The organism is Burkholderia sp. BCC0044 (assembly GCF_902832955.1).
Classification (GTDB): domain Bacteria; phylum Pseudomonadota; class Gammaproteobacteria; order Burkholderiales; family Burkholderiaceae; genus Burkholderia.
In genome coordinates this window covers 95,824-116,397 of record NZ_CADFDO010000010.1, presented here as the reverse complement: position 1 = coordinate 116,397, position 20,574 = coordinate 95,824, and the positions used below count along the sequence as shown (strand labels likewise).

Annotated in this window: 16 protein-coding genes; 6 read left to right on the top strand and 10 right to left on the bottom strand. The window is 68.2% G+C overall.

Annotated features, from left to right (window positions below; translation table 11 throughout):
* Window positions 1–18: 18 nt before the first annotated feature.
* Window positions 19–2,247 (bottom strand): transglycosylase domain-containing protein, encoded by a 2,229-nt coding sequence (locus HWX14_RS35515; RefSeq protein ID WP_175886698.1) that lies wholly within the window; start codon window positions 2,245–2,247, stop codon window positions 19–21.
* 97 nt (window positions 2,248–2,344) lie between these two features.
* Complete coding sequence (locus HWX14_RS35510) at window positions 2,345–3,880, bottom strand: PLP-dependent aminotransferase family protein (protein WP_175886697.1); 1,536 nt, start codon at window positions 3,878–3,880, stop codon at window positions 2,345–2,347.
* Window positions 3,881–4,003: 123 nt separating this feature from the next.
* Here HWX14_RS35510 and HWX14_RS35505 point away from each other — a divergent pair, with 123 nt between their 5' ends.
* Window positions 4,004–4,642, top strand: coding sequence for an FMN-binding negative transcriptional regulator (locus HWX14_RS35505; protein ID WP_175886696.1), 639 nt, complete (start codon window positions 4,004–4,006; stop codon window positions 4,640–4,642).
* Window positions 4,643–4,694: 52 nt separating this feature from the next.
* Here HWX14_RS35505 and HWX14_RS35500 read toward each other — a convergent pair whose 3' ends face one another.
* Window positions 4,695–5,276 (bottom strand): thioredoxin family protein, encoded by a 582-nt coding sequence (locus HWX14_RS35500; protein ID WP_175886695.1) that lies wholly within the window; start codon window positions 5,274–5,276, stop codon window positions 4,695–4,697.
* 245 nt (window positions 5,277–5,521) lie between these two features.
* Here HWX14_RS35500 and HWX14_RS35495 point away from each other — a divergent pair, with 245 nt between their 5' ends.
* Window positions 5,522–6,262 carry a response regulator gene (locus tag HWX14_RS35495; RefSeq protein ID WP_175824079.1) on the top strand — a complete coding sequence of 247 codons (741 nt, stop codon included), beginning with the start codon at window positions 5,522–5,524 and terminating at the stop codon, window positions 6,260–6,262.
* Window positions 6,259–7,581, top strand: a complete 1,323-nt coding sequence (locus HWX14_RS35490) for an ATP-binding protein (protein WP_175886694.1) — start codon at window positions 6,259–6,261, stop codon at window positions 7,579–7,581. Before HWX14_RS35495 ends, HWX14_RS35490 begins: the two co-directional genes overlap by 4 nt.
* Before the next feature lie 43 nt (window positions 7,582–7,624).
* On the opposite strand, the gene HWX14_RS35485 is transcribed toward HWX14_RS35490, so the two are convergent.
* The 3 genes from HWX14_RS35485 to HWX14_RS35475 form a co-directional block, all read right to left on the bottom strand.
* Complete coding sequence (locus HWX14_RS35485; RefSeq protein WP_175886693.1) at window positions 7,625–8,359, bottom strand: metallophosphoesterase family protein; 735 nt, start codon at window positions 8,357–8,359, stop codon at window positions 7,625–7,627.
* A gap of 100 nt (window positions 8,360–8,459) precedes the next feature.
* Complete coding sequence (locus HWX14_RS35480) at window positions 8,460–8,996, bottom strand: GNAT family protein (protein WP_175886692.1); 537 nt, start codon at window positions 8,994–8,996, stop codon at window positions 8,460–8,462.
* 12 nt (window positions 8,997–9,008) lie between these two features.
* Window positions 9,009–9,641, bottom strand: coding sequence for a LysE family translocator (locus HWX14_RS35475; protein WP_175886691.1), 633 nt, complete (start codon window positions 9,639–9,641; stop codon window positions 9,009–9,011).
* Between the two features lie 301 nt (window positions 9,642–9,942).
* On the opposite strand from HWX14_RS35475, the gene HWX14_RS35470 reads away from it, so the two are divergent.
* Together HWX14_RS35470 and HWX14_RS35460 are read left to right on the top strand one after the other, a co-directional pair.
* Complete coding sequence (locus HWX14_RS35470; RefSeq protein WP_175886690.1) at window positions 9,943–11,136, top strand: porin; 1,194 nt, start codon at window positions 9,943–9,945, stop codon at window positions 11,134–11,136.
* Window positions 11,137–11,763: 627 nt separating this feature from the next.
* Entirely contained in the window at window positions 11,764–13,686 is a 1,923-nt protein-coding gene (locus HWX14_RS35460; protein ID WP_175886689.1) for an SMP-30/gluconolaconase/LRE-like region family protein, read from the top strand.
* A 12-nt stretch (window positions 13,687–13,698) separates the two neighbouring features.
* Here HWX14_RS35460 and HWX14_RS35455 read toward each other — a convergent pair whose 3' ends face one another.
* On the bottom strand, window positions 13,699–15,876 hold the full coding sequence (locus tag HWX14_RS35455; RefSeq protein WP_175886688.1) for a TonB-dependent siderophore receptor: 2,178 nt from the start codon (window positions 15,874–15,876) through the stop codon (window positions 13,699–13,701).
* A 397-nt stretch (window positions 15,877–16,273) separates the two neighbouring features.
* On the opposite strand from HWX14_RS35455, the gene HWX14_RS35450 reads away from it, so the two are divergent.
* Window positions 16,274–16,720 (top strand): hypothetical protein, encoded by a 447-nt coding sequence (locus tag HWX14_RS35450; protein ID WP_175886687.1) that lies wholly within the window; start codon window positions 16,274–16,276, stop codon window positions 16,718–16,720.
* A 26-nt stretch (window positions 16,721–16,746) separates the two neighbouring features.
* Here the strand turns inward: HWX14_RS35450 and HWX14_RS35445 are convergent, their stop codons facing one another.
* The 3 genes from HWX14_RS35445 to HWX14_RS35435 all read right to left on the bottom strand — a co-directional run bounded on the left by HWX14_RS35445 (window position 16,747) and on the right by HWX14_RS35435 (window position 20,517).
* A complete protein-coding gene (locus HWX14_RS35445) occupies window positions 16,747–17,844 on the bottom strand; it encodes a porin (RefSeq protein ID WP_175886686.1) in 1,098 nt (365 codons plus the stop codon).
* Window positions 17,845–17,948: 104 nt separating this feature from the next.
* Window positions 17,949–19,292 (bottom strand): MFS transporter, encoded by a 1,344-nt coding sequence (locus HWX14_RS35440; RefSeq protein ID WP_175886685.1) that lies wholly within the window; start codon window positions 19,290–19,292, stop codon window positions 17,949–17,951.
* A gap of 163 nt (window positions 19,293–19,455) precedes the next feature.
* A complete protein-coding gene (locus HWX14_RS35435; RefSeq protein ID WP_175886684.1) occupies window positions 19,456–20,517 on the bottom strand; it encodes an aromatic ring-hydroxylating dioxygenase subunit alpha in 1,062 nt (353 codons plus the stop codon).
* Window positions 20,518–20,574: the final 57 nt, after the last annotated feature.

The following is a 20,574-nucleotide window of genomic DNA, read 5'->3' as shown; positions in this document are numbered from 1 at the left end:
AGCCCGCCCGCATCATGCTCAACGAAAGAACCTCAACCAGTCGAACAGGCCTGAATGCGGTGCGCGCCGCCTCGGCGCCGGCGCGCTGCGCGGCCGGAAGTCGGGCGAGAACTGCACGTGCGGATCGATCGCCTGCGCGCGCAGCGCCGCATCGTAGAACGACCCGACGATCGGCAGCGCGCTGTGCGCGCCCGCGCCCCAGTAGTCGCTGCGCAGCGTCACGCTGCCGTCGTCGAAGCCGACCCATGCGCCGGCCACCAGTTGCGGATGCATCAGGATGAACCAGCCGTCCGTGTTGTCCTGCGTCGTGCCGGTCTTGCCCGCGACGTCGATCCGAATCCCGTAGTGCGAGCGGATGTCCGCGCCGGTCCCGTAATCGACGACGCCGCGCATCGCGTCGACGAGCGTCTGCGCGGCCGCCACCGGCAATGCGCGCTCGGGCGGCGCGCTGCCGAACGCGGCAAGCACCTTGCCGTCGCGATCCTCGATGCGTGTGATCATCTGCGGCGCGACGTACACGCCGCGGTTCGCGATCGTCCCGTACGCGGACACCATTTCCTTCAGCGTGACGGGGCTCGTGCCGAGCGCGAGCGACGGCACCGCATCGAGCGGGCTGTCGCGCACGCCCATCGCGCGGGCAAGCTGCGCGACCTTCGCGGCGCCTTCGCGCTGCATCACCTGCGCGGTGATGCGGTTGCGCGACAGCGCGAGCGCGTCGCGTAGCGTCATCGGCTCGCCGGTCGGCGGCTCCGCATCGGTCGGATGCCATACGGCGCGGCCGTCGATCGGGATCGCGACCGGACGGTCGACGAACGTATCGCCCGGCCGCATGCCGTCCGCGAACGCGGCGCCATAGACGAACGGCTTGAACGTCGAACCCGGCTGGCGGCGCGCCTGTACCACGTGATCGAACGGCTCGCTGCCGAAATCGGGGCTGCCGACCCACGCGCGAATCGCGCCGTTGCGCGGATCGATCGCGACGAAGCCGGCCTGCACCTGCGTCTTGCGCTCGCACAGCGCGCGCATGAATTCGCGGTTCGCGCCGAGCTGCTTCAGCGCGACCCCGTCGGTGAGCCCCGTGTCGCGCGCCTGGCGATACTCGGGCGTCTGCCGAATGAAGCCGAGGAACAGGTCGTTGCGCAGCCCGCAGCCGGACGGCCCGCGCCATGCGCCGTCGGCGATCGCCTGCAGCCGTTCGGTCTGCCGCGTCAGCGCCTGCGTGGCCATCTCTTGCAGCCGCGCATCGAGCGTCGTGCGCACGACGAGGCCGTCCGCGTACAGATCGTAGTTGTTGCGATCGGCCCACGCGATCAGCCACTTGCGCAGTTGCACCGCGAAATGCGGCGCGAGGCCCGGCTGCGCGGTCTGCGGTTCGAAGTCGACGCGCAGCGGCCGGCGTTGCAGTTTCGCGAGTTGCTGCGGCGACAGCATGCCCATCTGCGCCATCCGGCCGAGCACGATGTTGCGCCGCTGCGCCGCGCGTTCCGGATTCAGCACCGGGTTGTAGTAGCTGTTGCCCTTCAGCATCCCGACGAGCGTCGCGCTTTCCGTGATGTCGAGCTGGTCCGCCGACTTGCCGAAGTAGGTGCGCGCGGCCATTTCGACGCCGTACGCGTTGTACAGGAACGGCACGGTATTCAGATAGGTTTCGAGGATCTCGTCCTTGCTGTACACCGCTTCGATCTTGAACGCGGTGATCAGCTCCTTCACCTTGCGCGTGAGCGTCGGCGCGCGGCCGACTTCGTCGGGATACAGGTTGCGCGCGAGCTGCTGCGTGATCGTCGAGCCGCCCTGACGGTTGCCCGAGAACGTATGCAGCCCGGCCGCGAGCGTGCGGCGCCAGTCGATGCCGTGATGCGCGTAAAAGCGGTGATCCTCGGTCGCGATCAGCGCGTCGACCATGTGCGGCGAGATCTGCTTGAGCGGCACCCATTCGCGGTTCACGGGACGGAATTCGGCGATCAGCTGGCCGTCGGCCGACAGCACGCGCGCGGGACGGTCGATGCGTGCCTTGCGGATGTCGCCGATGCTCGGCGTGAACGGAACGAACGCGAGCAGGACCAGCAGGCCCAGCACCGGGATCGCGGCGAGCGTCAGCGCGACGCCGCGCCGGGTCGGATGGCGCAGGCGATGCAGCGCACCCGCGCCCAGCGCGCGGACGCGCGTGCGGCCCGCGGCGGCGAGCGGCGCGACACGGGCGCGGCAACGGAGCCACGCGTTTCGGAGAAACGGCACGAAGCGATTCAAGGCGGCAGGAGCGCGGATGGAAGACGCGCGATCCTAGCAAACCGAACCCGCGCGACGGCGGCCGAAACGGCCGTTTGCTTGCAGGATTTACAGACGATTACGTTTGTTGCCCGCCGCCAACTTTTTCTCGTGCGCGAGGCCGCGATTCCGCTGACGAAACGACGTCCGCGAGCCGCTGCGCGGCCGCTTCCATCTGCGCGCGGCCGAACCCGCCGAAGCCGAGCACGAGCCCGGGGCGCGCCGTGCCGGGCGCGAACATCGGCGACACCGCACGCACCGCGACACCGGCCTGCGCGGCGCGCGCGACCACGTCGAGATCGTCGATGCCTTGCGCGAGCCACAGCACGACGTGCATCCCCTGGTCGCCCGGCTGTACCCACGCGCGTTCGCGCGGCAGCCGCGCGCCGAGTGTGTCGATCAGCAGCGCGCGCTGTTCCGCATAAACGCCGCGCACGCGGCGGATGTGACGATCGAGATGACCTTCGGCGATGAACGCGGCGAGCACGTGCTGGTCGGCGGTCGGCGCGTGGCGGTCCATCAGCACGCGTGCGCCGCAGAACGCGGGCACGAGATCGTCGGGCGCGATCACGTAGCCGAGCCTCAACGACGGAAACAGGATCTTGCTGAAGGTGCCGAGATAGATCACGCGGTCGGGCGCGAGGCCCTGCAGCGACGGGAACGGATAGCCTTCGTAGCGTAGCTCGCTGTCGTAGTCGTCTTCGACGACCCAGGCGCGATGCGTGCGTGCCCACGCCAGCAGCGCATTGCGCCGCGCCATGCTCAGCGGCATGCCGAGCGGGTACTGGTGCGACGGCGTGACGAATGCGGCGCGCGCGTCGGGTGCCAGGCGGATGCCGGCGTCGACGTCGAGGCCGTCGGCATCGACCGGCACGCGCACCATCGCATCGCGCCGCCCGGTGCTTTCGAGCAGCGCGGTGATGCCGCGATAGGCCGGATTCTCGACCCACGCGCGGTCGTTTGCGCCGAGCAGCACCTGGCTCGCGAGATGCAGCCCTTGCTGCGTGCCGCTCGTGATCACGACCTGGCCGGCATCGCAGCGCACCGAGCGCGACCGGCGCACGTAATCGGCGATCGCTTCGCGCAGCGGCAGCGCGCCTTGCGGATCGGTATAGCCGGACGGCGCGCCGGCGCCGCGTGCGCGCAGGCGATTGCCGAGCCGGCGCCAGATGTCGTCGGGCGCGGTGAGGCCGATCGGCACCGAGATCGCGAACGGCAGGGCCGGCAGCGGACTGAATTCGCGGGCGAGCCGCGCGAAGGAGGCGGCCGGCTCGGGCAGGCCGTCGCGCGCCGTGTGCTGATCGCTGGCAGCGGGAGCGGGTGCTTCGACGGGCGGTGGCTCCGCGAGTGCGTCCGCGACCCGCGTGCCCGCACCGCCGCGCGATTCGAGGAAGCCTTCGGCGATGAGCTGCGCATACGCGTCGACGACGGTGCCGCGCGCCACCTGCAGCGACGCGGCCAGCAGCCGCGTGGAAGGCAGCGTGTCGCCGGGCCGCACGTCGGCGCGGCGCACCGCGTCGCGCAGCGCCTGCGCGAGCTGGCGGCTCAGGTCGCCGGCCGCGCGGTCGAGCGCGCCGAGCGACGGGATTTCGACGATCCGGGCCGTTCTTGCCATGATTCTGGTCTGCTTAAATTGTTTCAAACCGGCTCTACAGAATAAACCAGTTTGGAATCACAATCGACGCATGACGGGCCAACGCCCGCACCCTTTCCCACCCCGCACGACCGTGGAGCCGACATGTACGTCCCCGCCGATTTCAACGAACCCAACCCCGACGCGTTGCGCGAACTGATCGTGCAGCACCCGTTCGGCAGCCTGATCACGCACGGCAAGAGCGGGCTCGATGCGAACCACATTCCGTTCGAACTGATACCCGACGACGGCGGGCTCGGCGAACTGCATGCACACGTCGCGCGGGCGAATCCGGTCTGGCAGGACGTCGCGGACGGCGACGAGGTGCTCGTGATCTTCCGCGCCGGCGACGCGTACATCTCGCCGAACTGGTATCCGAGCAAGCACGTCGCGCACCGGCAGGTGCCGACGTGGAACTACCGGGTCGTGCATGCGCACGGCCGCATCACGGTGCGCGACGACGAGAAGTTCGTGCGCGGCGTGGTCGCACGGCTGACGCGCACGCACGAGGCGTCGCAGCCGGTGCCGTGGAAGATGGGCGACGCGCCGCCGGACTATATCGACACGATGCTGCAATCGATCGTCGGGCTGCAGATCGAGATCACGCGGCTCGTCGGCAAGCGCAAGCTCGGGCAGAACAAGGCCGAGGCCGATATTCGCGGCGCGGGTGAAGCGCTGGTCGCGCAAGGTGATCTCGCGATCGGCGAGGCGATGCTGGCGGAGGCCGACGCGAAGCGCGAATGAGCGCGTGACGCGAGCGGGCGCGGGCGAGTATCGCGCCCGCACGCCGCACCGGTCACTGCGTGCGCGTCGAACCCTTCGCCCCTTCCTCCGCCTGCGCCAACGCCCCCCGAATCGCCGCCTCCGTCTTGTCATACCCGCCTTCGCCATACCGCGTATAGACGATCTTGCCGTTCGCATCGATCAGGTACAGCGCGGGCCAGTACTGGTTCCCGTACGCGCGCCACGTGTCGTAGCGGTTGTCCTGCGCGACCGGATAGCGGATGTCGAAGCGCTTGATCGCATCGGCGACGTTCTTCGCGTCGCGTTCGAATGGATATTCCGGCGTATGCACGCCGACCACGACGAGCCCCTGGTCGCGATATTTCCGATACCAGTCGTTCACGTACGGAATCGTATGAATGCAGTTGATGCACGAGTACGTCCAGAAATCGACGAGCACGACTTTGCCGCGCAACTGGTCGAGCGTCAGCGGTGCGCTGTTGTGCCAGCGGTCGATGCCGGTGAAGCCGGGCGCCGCCATGCCGGCCGGCGACGCCTGCACGCCCGCGTCGTCGCGGGTGCCGGCGAAGGCGGCGAGCCCGGCCGTGGCGGCGAGGGCGATGACGAGGGCGGCGGTCTTGAAGCGGGGCAGCATGGTGTTCTCCTGATCATTGGGGCCGCGGCGCGAGGGCAGCGGCCCGACGGGTTTCGACAGGCTCCATTAGGCGGCGCCGACGTATCTGCGATGTGTCCGGCCCGCCGCGCGTGTGCAATGTTGTGTGTCGCCACGGCGGCGCGATACATTGGGATACAAACGCGTGCCCGCCGTGCGGTATAAAAGCGGACATCGCCCCGCCCGAACCCCGATACCGACACCGATACCGATACCGACCACGACTCATGGACAAGATCGACCACGTGCTGATCGTCGACGACGATCGCGCGATCCGCGAACTGATCGCGGACTACCTGGAGAAGAACGGCATGCGCGTGTCGCTCGCCGCGAACGGTCGCGAGATGCGCAACGCGCTGGACGACGGCGCGCCCGACCTGATCGTGCTCGACCTGATGCTGCCCGGCGAGGACGGCCTCACGCTGTGCCGCGACCTGCGCGCCGGCAAGTTCCGCACGGTGCCGGTGCTGATGCTGACCGCACGCGGCGAGGAAACCGACCGCATCATCGGCCTCGAGATGGGTGCCGACGACTACCTGGCCAAGCCGTTCGCGGTGCGCGAGCTGCTCGCGCGGATCCGCTCGGTGCTGCGCCGCGCGCGCATGCTGCCGCCCGGCATGCAGGTGACGGAAACGGCCGCGCTGCTCGCGTTCGGCGAATGGCAGCTCGACACGACCGGGCGCCACCTGCTCGACGCCGAAGGCACGCTGGTCGCGCTGAGCGGCGCCGAATACCGGCTGCTGCGCGTGTTCCTCGACAACCCGCAGCGCGTGCTGACGCGCGACCAGTTGCTGAACCTCACGCAAGGGCGGCAGTCCGACCCGTTCGACCGCTCGATCGACCTGCTGGTGAGCCGGCTGCGCCAGCGCCTGCGCGACGGCGCGCGCGAACCGCGCTACATCAAGACGCTGCGCAACGAGGGCTACGTGTTCTCGTCGGCCGTCACCGCCGTCGACGGTACGCCATGAGCGCGCGCATGCCGTGGCACTGGCCGCGTTCGCTGTTCGCGCGACTCGCGCTGATCCTGTGCGTGGGCCTCGCGCTCGCGCAGACGCTGTCGTTCTGGCTCACCGTGACCGAGCGCGACCAGGCGACCACGAACCTGATGATGGGCTACATCGAGCGCGAGGTCGCCAGCTCGGTCGCGCTGCTCGACCATCTGCCGCCGGCCGAACGGGCCGCGTGGCTGCCGCGGCTCGCGCGGCGCAGCTATGCGTTCATCCTCGGGCCCGGCCAGACCGGTACGCCGCCGGAAGCGCGGCTGTCGGCGCGCGTCGAGCGCTCGATCTCGGACGGCATCGGCGGCGACTACCCGCTGACCGCGAATTCGATTCCCGGCGACAGCGAACATCTGCAGGTGCATCTGCGGCTGACCGACGGCTCGCCGCTGACGATCGACATTCACCCGATGTCGACGGTGCCGCTGTCGGGCTGGCTGCCGGCCGTGCTGGTGGTGCAGCTCGCGGTGCTGGCCGCGTGCTGCTGGCTCGCGGTGCGGCTTGCGACGCGGCCGCTCAAGCAGCTCGCGCAGGCGGCCGACGCGCTCGGCCCCGACCTGAAGGGCGAGCGTCTGAACGAAGGCGGGCCGTCGGAAGTCGCGCGCGCCGCGCGGGCGTTCAACGCGATGCAGGACCGCATCGCGCAGTACATGGCCGAGCGCATGCAGATCCTCGCGTCGATCTCGCACGATCTGCAGACGCCGATCACGCGGATGCGGCTGCGCGTCGACGTGATGGACGACGACACGCAGGGCGCGAAGCTGCGCCAGGACCTGCTCGAAATGGAGCATCTGGTGAAGGAGGGCGTCGCGTATGCGCGCACGCTGCACGGCACCGAGGAAGCCGCGCGCCGCATCGATCTCGATGCGCTGCTCGACAGCATCGTGTACGACTACACGGATGCGGGGCAGGACGTCGCGTTGCACAGCGGCGCGCCGCTCGCGCTCGTCACGCGGCCGAAGGCGCTGCGCCGCATCGTCGGCAATCTGGTGGACAACGCGCTGAAGTTCGCGGGCGCGGCCGAGATCGACGTGCAGGCGGCGCCGGACGGCGGCGCGGTGATCGCGGTGCTCGACCGCGGGCCGGGCATTCCGGACGATCAGCTCGACGCGGTGTTCGAGCCGTTCCGGCGCGTGGAGACGTCGCGCAATCGCGACACGGGCGGCACGGGGCTCGGCCTCGCGATCGCGCGGCAACTCGCGCTGGCGATGGGCGGCACGCTCACGCTGAACAACCGGGCGGACGGCGGCGGGCTCGAAGCGCGGCTGACGTTGAGGAACGCGGGGTGATGCGACGCGGCGCGCGAGCGTCGCGGTGTCAGGTGCGTGCGCGTCAACAGCGGCCGGTGCGCAGCGCGACGGTCCAGTCGTCCCGTCCGCGCGACGCCGCGATGGCGGCGGCCGCGTGCCAGTCGTATTCGACCGCATGGAATTCGACGTTCCAGCCGGCCGCCGTGCGCGACACCATCGCGTAGCGCGCATGCGGCGAGCCCATCTCGATCCGGTGCGGATGCGGCAGGTCGTCCGCGTACGCCTGCAGCCCGACGCTACCGGGATTGACGATCAGCCGGCCGTCGTCGAGCTTCGCGGTGCGCGGCACGTGCGTGTGGCCGCACAGGATCAGCGAGGCCGCCGTGTCGCCCGCGCGCTGCGCGATTTCATCGGGGGTGGCCGCGCGGCAGCCGTCGGGCGTGACCGTTTCGAGGAAATAGACGAGGTCGCTGTCCGGCGTGCCGTGCACCATCAGCACGTCGCCGTCGAGCGTCAGGCGCTCGGGCAGCGCGGCGAGCCACGTGCGGTGGTCGGCGCGCAGCGTGTCGTGCGCCCAGCGATCCGACAGCCCCATCGCGTCGCGCTCGCAGGTGAGCAACTGCCGCTCGTGATTGCCCTTGATGGTCGGCAGATCGAGCGCGATCAGGCGGTCAGCCGTTTCGGCCGGATGGAGCGCGCCCGACAGGATGTCGCCGAGATTGACGATCACGTCCGCTCCGCGGCGGCGCACGTCGTCGAGCACCGCGTCGAGCGCGGCGAGGTTGCCGTGGATGTCGGACAGCGCGGCGATTTTCATGGCGGCAAGTCGATGGGGGGAACGGTGATTGTCGCCAATTCGGCGCGGGGCGTCCAATTGCGTCGCGGCATCGGTGCGTGAGGCGCGGCGGAGTCGCGCTTCAGTCGGTCGCGAGCCGCGCGTACATCGCGAAATCGCCCGGCGTGCCGCGCACCATCTTGTATGCGCGCAGCAGCCCTTCGTAGCGGTAGCCGCACTTCTGCAGCACGCGCGCAGAGCCGGCGTTGCTGGTCAGCACGACGGCCTGCATGCGGATGAAGCCGCCGTGCGTGAACGCCCACGCGGTGACGGCTTCGCACACCGCGCTCGCGATGCCGCGCCCCCAGTGCGACGGCGCGAGGTCGTACGCAATCTCCGCCGAGCGGTTCACGGTGGACACCGTGTGCAGCCCGACCGTCCCGGCGAGCGCACCTGATGCGGTGTCGACGATCGCGAGACGCCGGATCGAATCCGGATCGGCCGATTCGATGTTGTCGAACAGCGGCAGCAGATCGTCGGGCGAGCGCAGGTTCCAGCTCGTGTGGCGGAAGACCTCGGGATTCGACAGGTACGCGTACCACGCGTCGAGATCCGCGCGTTCGAGTTGCCGGAGCGACAGGCCGGGGAAGCCGACGCGCGGCGGCGCAGCGATTTTCATCGAAGCCGGCGCCTACGCGGCATGGCGTCGGTACAGCGCGAGCGAACCGGCGAGCGCGAGCAGCATCGCGCCGCACGTGCGTTCGAGCCACAGCGCGCCCGAGCGCTTCAGCAGCCGCACCGCGCGGGCACCGAGCAGCGCGTAGCCGAACATCACGGCGCCGTCGAGCAGCGCGAACGTGACCGCGAGCGCGACGTACTGCGGCGCGAGCGGCGCCAGCGGATCGAGGAACTGCGGCAGGAACGCGGAGAAGAACAGATAGCCCTTCGGGTTCGTCACCGCGGTCAGGAAGCTCTTCGCGAAGATCGACGTGTTGCGTCCGGAGGCCGTGCCGCGCTGCGCGGCCGCGACGTCGAGCGACCCCTTCGACATCAGCAGCCGGATGCCGACATACGCGAGGTAGATGGCGCCGAGCCACTTCACGACCGAGAACCAGAACGCTGACGCCATCAGCAGCGCGCCGAGGCCGAGCGCGACCGCGACGATCAGCACGAAGTCGGACAGCATCGCGCCCGCGAAACCGTAGGCCGCGCGGCGCACGCCGTAGCGCGAGCCGTTGGTCAGCGCGAGCAGCACGGTCGGGCCGGGTGTCGCGATGCCGACGAACGCGACGGCGGCGAAGATCAGCAGGGTCGTTTCGTGCATGAAGAAGCTCCCGGTGGACGGCGCGCAGCCGATTATCGTCTGCGTCACCCCGCGGTGTACAGGCGCGACAGCCGCGCTCGAGGCCGCTCACCGACTATCTCAATTTTGACAAGAAACTGTTGTCATTATTCCGCTTTGGAACGGAACCGGTTCCAACTACCATACCGGCCGCAGCGGGCATGCCCGCCGCGTCGTCGCGCGGACGTCGCCGGCCTCGCACCGCCGGCGGATGTCGGCGCCCGCGCGCGCTACTCGCAACAGCCAGCCAGAACAACGGGTTCACCGCCCGGAGACATACAACATGAACAAGCAACTGATCGCAGCGCCGCTGCTGCTCTCGCTCGCGGGTGTCGCCGCCGCGCAAAGCTCCGTCACGCTGTACGGCATCGTCGATGCGGGCGTCACCTATCGCAGCAACGAACGGGTCGGCTCGGCGGGCGCGTACACCGGGCATTCGAGCGTCGGGCTCTCGACCGGCAACCTGTCCGGCAGCCGCTGGGGCATCAAGGGTTCCGAGGATCTCGGCGGCGGGATGCGCGCGCTGTTCGCCCTCGAGAACGGCTTCGACGTCACCAACGGCACGTCGGGCCAGGGCGGCCGCCAGTTCGGCCGGCAGGCGTTCGTCGGCGTCGGCAGCGACCGCTACGGCACGATCACGCTCGGCCGCCAGTACACGTCGCTCGACGATTTCGTGAGCCCGGTCGGCCCGTCGTCGTTCATCGGCGGCTTCGGCGCGCACCCGGGCGACATCGACGATCTCGACCAGACCGCGCGCGTCGACAGTTCGATCAAGTACACGAGCGCGAACTACTCGGGCTTCACGTTCGGCGCGCTGTACGGCTTCGGCGGCCAGCCGGGCAGCATGAAGCAGCGCAACACGTGGAGCGTCGGCGCCGCGTACGCGGCCGGGCCGCTGCGCGTGGGCGTCGGCTACGAGCGCTCGGACAACAGCAAGACGGGCGCGACCGATCCGACGTCGGGCAAGTGGCAGAGCACCGACGACGGGCTGTTCAACTCGTCGATCAACGAAGGCTATGCGAGCGCGCAGTCGCAGCAGGTGATCGCGACGGGCGCGACGTACGACTTCGGCCCCGCCGTCGTCGGCGTGAACTACAGCAACGTGCAATACCGCGGCGGCGCGCAGTCGCTGTTCAGCGGCCACGCGACGTTCAACGTCGCGGGCGTGTTCACGCGCTGGAACGTGCAGCCGCAGACGCAGCTGTTCGCCGGCTACAGCTACACGCGCGGCAGCGACGTCGACGGCATCGACAATCGTGCGCAGTATCACAACGTCACGCTCGGCGCGGTCTACGACCTGTCGAAGCGCACCAGCGTGTACCTGCTCGGCGCGTACCAGCATGCATCGGGCACGACGCTCGACGCACTCGGCCGGCCGGTGGCCGCGACCGCGTCGGTGTCGGACAAGGCGAACGGCCATTCGTCCGATTCGCGGTCGCAGGCGATCGTGAGCCTCGGGCTGCGCCAGAAGTTCTGACGTAGCGATCGTTGCGTGTGCAACGGGGCTCGCGGTTGCTGCGGGCCTCGTTGTCGGCATGCTCGTCTGCAGCCGACAGAAGCACCTGTTCTACCGGCCACGCGTGATCGATGTCGTCGATGCGCTGCCGAAATACGTCGACGATTGGGACGGTCCGACGCTCGATCCGGCGAACTGAACGATTGCCGCCGCGTGCTGGTACGACCGGCGCGCGGTTTTCCCCGCCGCATTTCCTCGTTTTCCTCCCGCTTTCCCTTCCGTGCGCGAAATCGCAAAAAGCCGATCGCGCCGGATAATATTTTTTCGCTTTCATTTTAATTTCGATTTGTAATAATTAAAACGAATTCCGGGGGAATGAAAAGGCAATGCGGTCATGTCAGAAAAAATGACGTACTGGCATTGAGTTACCGGAAGAAAATGCCGGGGAATGCGCCGAAACCGCGCGGCTGGCAGGCCGTCGTGGCGCGGTTTCGAAGATTTTTCGATCGTTGACGAAAAAGCGCCGGACGGCAAAAGGCGCGGAGTGAATAATTCGGGGTAACGGCGAATGCGTATTAGCCGAAATCACCAATATTTCATGCGCCGCGATTTACAGTGTCGACCATTGTTCGTCTGGGAGCATTATTCATGTCAATGAAACAAATCCGCGCGGCGTTGCTGGGAATGTGCATGGCGCTGCTGGCGCCGGCAAGCCACGCACAGGCGCAATACTCGACCGACTGGCTCGCGAACACGTATGGCACGCTGGCCTCGCACGTCGGCAACGGCGCGCGTTCGATGTGGGTCGCGCCCGAAGGCGTGATCTACACGGCGTCGCGCTGGGACGAGAACGCGGGCGGCGTCGCGATCTACCAGAACGGCCAGCCGCTCGGCACGATCGGCATCCACGACGAATTCCAGGGCGGCGCGATCACCGGCAATTCGACGTCGCTGTTCGTCGCGCTCGGCTACAACCGCACGTTCGGCAGCGGCTCGGTGGGCCGCTACAACCGCAGCACGAATCAGCGCGACCTGCGCATTCCGGTCAGCACGTGGACGGGCATCCAGTATGCGGACGTGATCACGGGCCTCGCGACGGGCGGCAACCTGCTGTACGTGAGCGACTTCTACGGCAACCGCGTGCGCGTCTACACGACCGACGGCGTGTGGCAGCGCGACATCGGCGTCACGAGCCCCGGCGCGCTGGCGCTCGATGCGGCCGGCAACCTGTGGGTCGCGCGCAAGAGCGCGGGCGTCGTCGCGCAGTTCAGCGCGACCGGCGCGGCGATGAACACGCTCCAGATGGCGGCCGGCGCGCGGCCGGCGTCGCTGTACTTCGATGCGTCGATGGGCCGGTTGATGGTGGGCGACGAAGGGCCCGACATGAACATCAAGGTGTACGGCGGGCTGCCCGGCCTGCCGGTGCAGGTCGGCACGTTCGGCGTGCAGGGCGGCTATCTCGACACGACGACGGGCATCAAGGGGCAGGTCGGCGACAAGCGCTTCACGCGCGTCGCGGCGCTCGGCAAGGATGCGGCCGGCAACCTGTACGTGCTGAACAACGCGTGGGGCGGCGGCTGGGATCTCGGCCGCAACGGCAGTACCGATCTGCATTCGTACAGCCCGATCGGCACGCTGCAATGGAAGCTGCAGGCGCTGAACTTCGAGGGCATCGCCGCACCCGACCCCGCGACCGACGGCACGTTGTTCTTCAGCGGCAACAACGTGTATACGGGCACCGCGGGCGGCACGTTCGTCGCGAACACGGTCGACCCGTTCACCTATCCGAAGGATCCGCGCCTCGACATGAACGACTACCAGCGCGGCCAGCACTTCGGCCAGCTCGTGACGGTCGGCGGCAACCGGATCCTCGTCGCGTCGGGCCAGAACCCCGGCAACTTCAACTTCTATTACTTCAACACCGCGAGCGGCTATATCGCGATTCCGGCCGGCTCGCTGCCCGGCAAGCCGTTCAACACGACGTTGCAGGTGACGGCCGGCTTCGACATCGACGGCAACGGCGACGTGTGGGCCGGACTGAACGGCTCCAACGTGATCACGCGCTACCCGATGACGGGCTTCGACGCGACCGGCAAGCCGTCATGGGGCAAGCCGGTGACGACCGCCGTGCCGAGCAGCGTGGCGCCCGTGACGCGCATCATCTACCAGGCCGACAGCGACACGATGATCCTCGCGCAGGGCCTCGCCGGCAACTGGGACTGGACCGCGATGAACGGGCACATCGAGGTCTATCGCGGCTGGAAGAACGGCAACACGAGCACGCCGAACCCGGTGATCAACCTGACGAGCGCGAACCCGAAATCGATCGCGGCGGCCGGCCACTACCTGTTCGTCGGCTATGTGCACACGGTGCCGAACATCGACATCTTCGACCTGAACACCGGCGCGCTCGTCACGACGCTGACGAACTCGAACACGTCGATGGACGTCGGCAACGACGTCGACTCGATGTACGGCGTGCGCGCGTACCTGCGCTCGACCGGCGAATACGTGATCACGAAGGACAACTACAACGGGTCGAGCATCGTCGTGTATCGCTGGCGTCCGTGAGCGCGCGGGGCGTCAGAACGACACCGTCGTCGTCAGCGTGACGAGTCGCGGCTCGCCGACCGCGACGATCAGGTTGTTGTTGCTCGACGGGTAGTAGGTCTTGTCGAGCAGGTTCTTCACGTTGAGCTGGAAGCGGGTCGGGAACTTGCCGATCGTCGTTTCGTACGCCGCGAATGCGTCGACGGTCACGTAGCCGGGCAGCGTGAAGCTGTTCGCGGTATCACCGGGCCGGGCGCCGACGAGCCGTGCGCCGCCGCCGAAGCGCCAGCGGCCGGGCAGGTTCGCGATGGCCGTGTCGTACACGGCGAACAGGCTGCCCGTGTGGCGTGCGACGTTGACGAGCGGCGTGTTGCTGTCGCGATCGTTCGCGTTCGTATACGCATAGCTGCCGATCACGCTCAGGTGGCGCGTGATCTGCCCGGCGACGTCGAGCTCGATCCCGCGCGAGCGCGCGGTGCCGATCGTCGACGTGAGGTCGCCGACCGTGACGGCCACGTTGCGCTTGTCGATCTGGTAGACGGCGAGCGTGCCCGTGATCGCGGGCTTCAGGCTGAACTTCAGCCCGGCCTCGAGCACGCGGCCGTATTCCGGCGCGAGCGGCGCCGCGACGTTCGACGCGACGTTCGGCTTGAACGAGCGGCTCACGTTCGCGTAGGCGGTCAGCGCCGGCGTCAACGCATACGCGAGTCCGAACTGCGGCAGCCACACGCTGCCGCGCGAGCGGTCGGCGAACACGAACGGCCGACCCATCCCCGATTCCTGCTGCCAGTTTTCCCAGCGCAGCCCGCCCACCGCGGTGAGGCGGTCGGTGATCTTGACGGAGTCCTGCACGATCGTCGAATACGCATGCACGACCGAGCGCGAATCGCTCTGCTTCGGATTCGGCACGCCGCCCGGCGCGAGCAGGCCGTACACGGGATCGTAGAGATTGAAGCCCGTCGTCGCCTTGCCGCGGATCGTGTCGCCGCGGAAGCTGCGCTGCCGCTCGTATTCGCCGCCGACGTAGATCGCGTGGTGCATGCCCGCGAGCGTCACGTTGCCGAGCAGGCCGAGCGTCGCGATCTGGTCGGAATCGTTGCGCCCGAGGTTGGCATCGGACGAGCGCGTCAGCGCGCCGGTCCTGCTGTTGAACGCGGTGGCGCGGGTGATGTATTGGTCGTAGCGGTCGCGGCCCCAGCCGTAGGTCGCGCGCACGCGCCATGCATCGGAGAAGCGGTGCTCGATGCGCGTACGCAGCGTTTCCTGGATGCCGCTGCTTTGCGACCACGCCTCCTCGTAGCGGCGATAGCGCAGCGCATCGTCGAGTTGGCCGTTCACGAGCACGGTGCCGCGGTCGAACGGCGTCGTGTAGTCGACGTACTGGTAGCTGACGTCGATCGACGTGTTCGCGTCGTGCCACGACAGCGCGGGCGCGATCAGCGCATTGCGTTCGCGGCCGAAGCTGCGCCAGTAGCGGCTCGTGTCGTATTCGCCGGTCAGCCGGAAGGCGAGCGTGCCGCCCGCGACCTGGCCGGGCTTGCCGAGCGGACCCGTGAGATCGAACTGGGCGTTGCTGCCGCCGTGGTTCGTGCGCGACGCGGAGATCGAGCCGCCGAACGTGTCTTCCGGCTTGCGCGTGACGAGGTTGATCACGCCGCCCGGGTCCTGCATTCCGTACAGCAGCGAAGCGGGGCCCTTCAGCACTTCGACGCGATCGATCGTCGCGAGATAGCTGTGCAGCACCGGCGTGCGCACGCCGTCGACCAGCACCGAGCCGTCGTTGTTCGACCCGAAGCCGCGTTTGATGAACGCGTCGCGCGTGCCGCCGAGCGTGTTCGTCTGCGTGACGCCGCTGATGTTGCCGAGCACGTCGTCGAGCGAGCGCGCCTGCTGGTCCTGCATCACGCTGCTGCTGACCACCGCGACCGATTGCGGAATCTCCTTCAGCGCACGGCCGTCGCCGCCCGCGATGCTGGTCGTGCGCGGCTGATAGCCGATCGTCGGGTCGACGGCGGCCGACGCGTTGACGCTGATCGCCGGGAGTTCGTGTTCGGGCGTCGAGGCGGACGAGGCAGTGGCCGTGGAGACCGCCGACGCAGGTTCGGCATCCGCATGTGCGCCGCTGGCGACGCAAAGGGTGAGCAGGGCAGGCAGGCTCGTGCGCCACGGACGCAAGGTCCGCGCGCGGCGGGGCGATCGACGGGATGGCATGAATCGATGAATGGATGGAGTGCGAAGGATGAGGGCGCGGGCCGCCGCGTTTCATTGCGGCCAGGGTGCGCATGATATATGTAATGAGAATCGTTTGCAATTGTAATGAGGGGCCGGCGACGTGCGGCGCTCGGTTGCCGGCCTGTCGGCCGTCTGCTACCGTAGCGGCCAAATCAGACGCAGTGAAATTCAACGAGAGAGCCGGGGGCCGCACCATGTCATCTTCCTGTCCCGTCGCGTTCGGCGCGACGCCGCGCACCGCGCACGACCGCGCGGGCGATGAAGTGATCGCAGCCGCGTACCGCCATTCGAACGATTAAAGCAACGCAAGCGAATTCAACCGGCGTCGCGCCGGGCTTCGATCATTTCAACCACCACGCTAGACGGGAGACCACCCTTGAAGAAGATTTCCGCGCCGTTCGCGGCGGCCGCGCTTGCGGCCTGCGCGCTGCTGGCGGGCGTTCACCAGGCCGCCTGTGCGGCGTCGAACGCCGAATCCGCGATCGACGCGCACTACGGCGCCGTGATCGAGGCCTATACGCAGGACATGGCCGCCGCGAAGACGAAGTACGACGGCAAGCGCCTCGCGTTCGTCGGCGCGGTGATCCGGATGGGCGGGGACCCGGGCGGCACGTACTTCGGCGCGCTGACGGCCGACGGCGAGCAGTTCGACACGCATTTCGACGTGGCCGACCAGGACGCGCTGAAGCCGAAATTCCCCGGCGGCGAGATCAAGCCGTTCGTCACGTCGGCGGCGTTCCGGTTCAGCTGCATGAACGAAGGCTATATCGATGCGCCGGTGCTGCCGGGGTTGAAGCTGTCGCATTGCCGGCTCGCCGATTGACTTGATCGACGTCCGGTGTCCGGCGTTCAGAACTTCTGCTGGATGCCGGCCATCGCGCCGAGCTGGTTCATCCCGGTGCCGACCGTCCCGCCGGCCGCGACCGCGTTCGCGGCCAGCTTGCTGTTGAACATGTAGCCCACCGACGTGTAGACGGTCGTCCGCTTCGACAGGAAGTAGTTCGCGCGGCCGACGAGCAGCGTGCCGTTCGCGCCTTCGCTGCGTTCGCGGCGCTGCAGGTAGCGCACGCCCTGCACGTCGAGTGCGAGATAGGGCGTCGCGTAGTACGTGCCGCCCGCGAACATGATGTCGGCCTGCACGTGTTCGGCCGCCGCGAGGTTGCGGCGGATCCACCCGGCGCCGAGTTTCGCGGGGCCGAGCTTCACGTAGCCGGCGACGATGTCGCGCGTGTCGGTGTACGCCGGATTGTTCAGCGGCGCGAGCGCGCCGCCGCCGCCGCGCATCACGTCGTGCGATGCGGCGAGCCCGAAATTGCTCGCGTCGTACGCGAGCATCGCCGTGTATTGGCGGCACGCGACGATGTCGCCGGCCACCTGCCCGGCGCAGCCGGTCGCCGACGGGCCCACCGGCCCCGCCGCGTCGCGCCCGAAGCTGTAGGTGGCGCCGAGCGTCACGCCGTGGAACGTGCCCTTGTAGCCGATCGCATTGTCGCTGCGCGCATTCGGCAGATAGGAGTCGAAATCCGCCATCGAATGAATCGACGGGCCGATCACGTCGGCGTTGGTCAGCACGATCATCGACATGTTCATCTGGCGGCCGAGGGTCAGCGCGCCGAACGGACCGTTCACGCCCACGTTCGCCTGTCGCCCGAACAGGCGGCCGCCGTAGTTCAGCGCGCCGGTGCCGGGCTGGAAGCCGTTTTCGAGCACGAAGAACGCCTGGTAGCCGCCGCCGAGATCTTCCTTGCCTCGCAGGCCCCAGCGTGACGGCACTTCGCCGGTGAGCGTCGGCATCCCGGTGAACGACCCGCCGTGCGCGGCATTGTTGTAGTACGACACGCCGGTATCGATGATCCCGTACAGCGTGACGCTGCTTTGCGCGTACGCCGGGGCGGCCAGCGCCACCCCCATCGCCGTCGCCAGCGCGACGCCCAGTTTCGTTTTCATGGCTGTCTCCAAACAGTATGTAGACCTACTTATCGATTTTTTTATGCCCCGGACGTGGCCGGGATGACGACGGGTATGGGGTGAAACGGCGCGCGGTGCGCGCGTTACGACAGCGCCGGGTCGCGTTGCCCCAGCGACGCGGCGGCACGCGTGCCGGCCACGGCGACGGCGATCGCCGCGCCGGCCATTGGCAGCAGGAACGCGAAATAGAGGTGAGGCACGGACCAGCCGTCGTCCAGCAGCGCGCCGACCGTCATCGGCGACAGGATCGCGCCGAGACGGCCAATGCCGACCGCGAGACCGATGCCGGTCGTGCGGATCTCGGCCGGATACGGCGTCGGCGACAGTGCGTACATGCCGGCCACACACGCATTGATCACGGCGCCGAGGAATACGGCGACCGTCATCCCGATGCCGAGCGAGCCGGTGTTCGCGCCGAACACGACCATCAGTACGCCACCGAGCAGCAGCGTCGCGGTGAGCAGGTTGCGCAGGCCGAACCGCGTCGACAGCAGGCTGAAGAGCGACGCGCCCGCGATGCCGCCGAGATTGAGCAGCACGCCGCCGGTCACACCCTGCGATGCCGACAGCCCGGCCTGGACCAGCAGCTTCGGCGTCCAGCTCACGGCGAAATAGAAGCTGCCCATCACGAGGAAGAACGCGATCCACAGCGCGATCGTGCGGCGCGCGAGCGGTGCGCGCATCACGGCCGTCCAGTTCGACGCGGGGCTTGCGGTATCGACGGAAGCCGTCGCGGCCGGCAGCGCGTCGATCGGCGCGCGCTTCATTCTCGCGAGGATGTGGTTGATTTTTTGCAGCGCGTTGTCCGGGCGCCGTACGAGCAGGAAGTCGAGCGATTCCGGCAGCAGCGCGAGCACCATCGGGATCGCCAGCAAGGTCAGGATGCCGCCGAACGCGAACACGCTGCGCCATCCCCATATCGACAGCAGGTACCCGGCAATGACGCCGCCGACGGTGGCGCCGATCGCGTAGCCGGCCGACTGCATGCCGATCGCGGCGCTGCGCCATTTGTTCGACGCGTATTCGCCGCTGATCACGGTGAGGCTGGCGAGCATGCCGCCGATGCCGAGCCCGGTATAAGCACGCGTGGCCGCGAGTTGCAGCGTGCTGTGCGTGGCCGCGCACGCGAGCATCCCGGTCGAGATCACGCTGAGGCAGAGCAGGATGATGCGGCGGCGGCCGACGCGGTCGGCCAGCGGTGCGATCAGCACCGAGCCGAAACCCATCCCGGCGAGCCCGGCGCTCAGCAGCAGGCCGATTTCCTTGCCGTTCAGTTTCCATTCGGCCGCCAGGTGCGGCGCGGCAAACGCGATGGCCAGCACGTCGAAGCCGTCGAGCATGTTCAGCACGACACAGGCGGTGACGGCCATCGTCTGGAACGCGCTCATCGGCGATGCGTCGATCGTATTGCGGATATTTGCGCTCACGTCAAAGATCCTTCGTAAGAATAGTATGACTAATTGATTGGGATGAAATCGAAGCCGGGTGCAGCGGATCAGACGAAACCGAATGCGATTGCGGGGAATGACGGGCAACTGCGAGGCGCCCGCCGCGAATGGCCGGCGTCGTTCGCGCGCCGGTGCGCGAGGGTCAAGCGGGCGCCGGTTGCAGCAGCAGGCGCTCGATCACGCGCCGCGCGCGATTGGGGCCGGCATCGACGTGAATGTCGATCTGGCGGCCGTCCGGAAACCGCCGCTGATTCCGGTATTGCGCTTCGATCACGGTCTTGTCCTCGTCGAAGGTCGCCGCGGATTGCTCGATGACCGTTTGCGCGACGCGTTCGACGTCGTGTTGCGGATTGGTCGCGACGGTCCAGAAGTAGTGCGTCGTCGTGTCCGTCTCGGGCGTGATGCCGTGGAAGCCGCGCATGTGGAAGCCGCCGCGCGCCGGGTCGAGCAGGTCGCCGGTGCCGGCGTCCATCGCGCCGGTCCAGATGCGGATATGCGACACGTGGAATTCGATTTCCTGCCAGCGATCGACACGACCCGCGAACGGCCAGGCGGCGGTGTACGTCGGCGGCGGGTCGGAATCCGGCATCCGGCGAACCAGCGTCACCGTGTCGCCGTCGCTGCTGACGTGCGTGTCCGCGCCCATGTGCAGCGATGCGTTGCCGCCGATCGTTTTCAGATGCACGTAGCCGAGGTGGCTCAGGTCCATCAGGTTGTCGTGGATCAGCTGATACGGCGCGTCGTAGTGGTAGTGGCCGCCGCCGAACCGGTAGTGCGGATCGGAGTGGAACGGGTAGCGCGGCGGCGCGCAGGTCGGTTCGGCGTGCGCGTCCGCGCCGATCCAGATCCACACGATGGCGTCCTGTTCCCGCACCCGATACGACGCCACGCAGGCCTTCGCCGGAATCCGGTCCTGCCCGGGAATTTCCACGCACGTGCCGCCGCGGTCGAACAGCAGGCCGTGATAGCCGCAGCGCAGGCCGCGCGCTTCGAGCGAGCCGCACGACAGCGGCAGCGACTTGTGGCAGCAGCGATCCTCCAGCGCGCCGACTTCGCCGGACGGCAGCCTGAACAGCACGACCGGCCGGCCGAGCAGCGTGCGGGCGACCGCTTGGTCCGTCAGTTCGGATGAAAGCGCGGCGACCCACCACCGGTCGATCGGGAATTTAGGTGTATTGATTGATGGCTGGGCGGAATGCGCCATTGATCGTCTCCAGTATTGTGATTGGCCGCCGCGTGTCGGGCGGTCCGTCTACCGCCT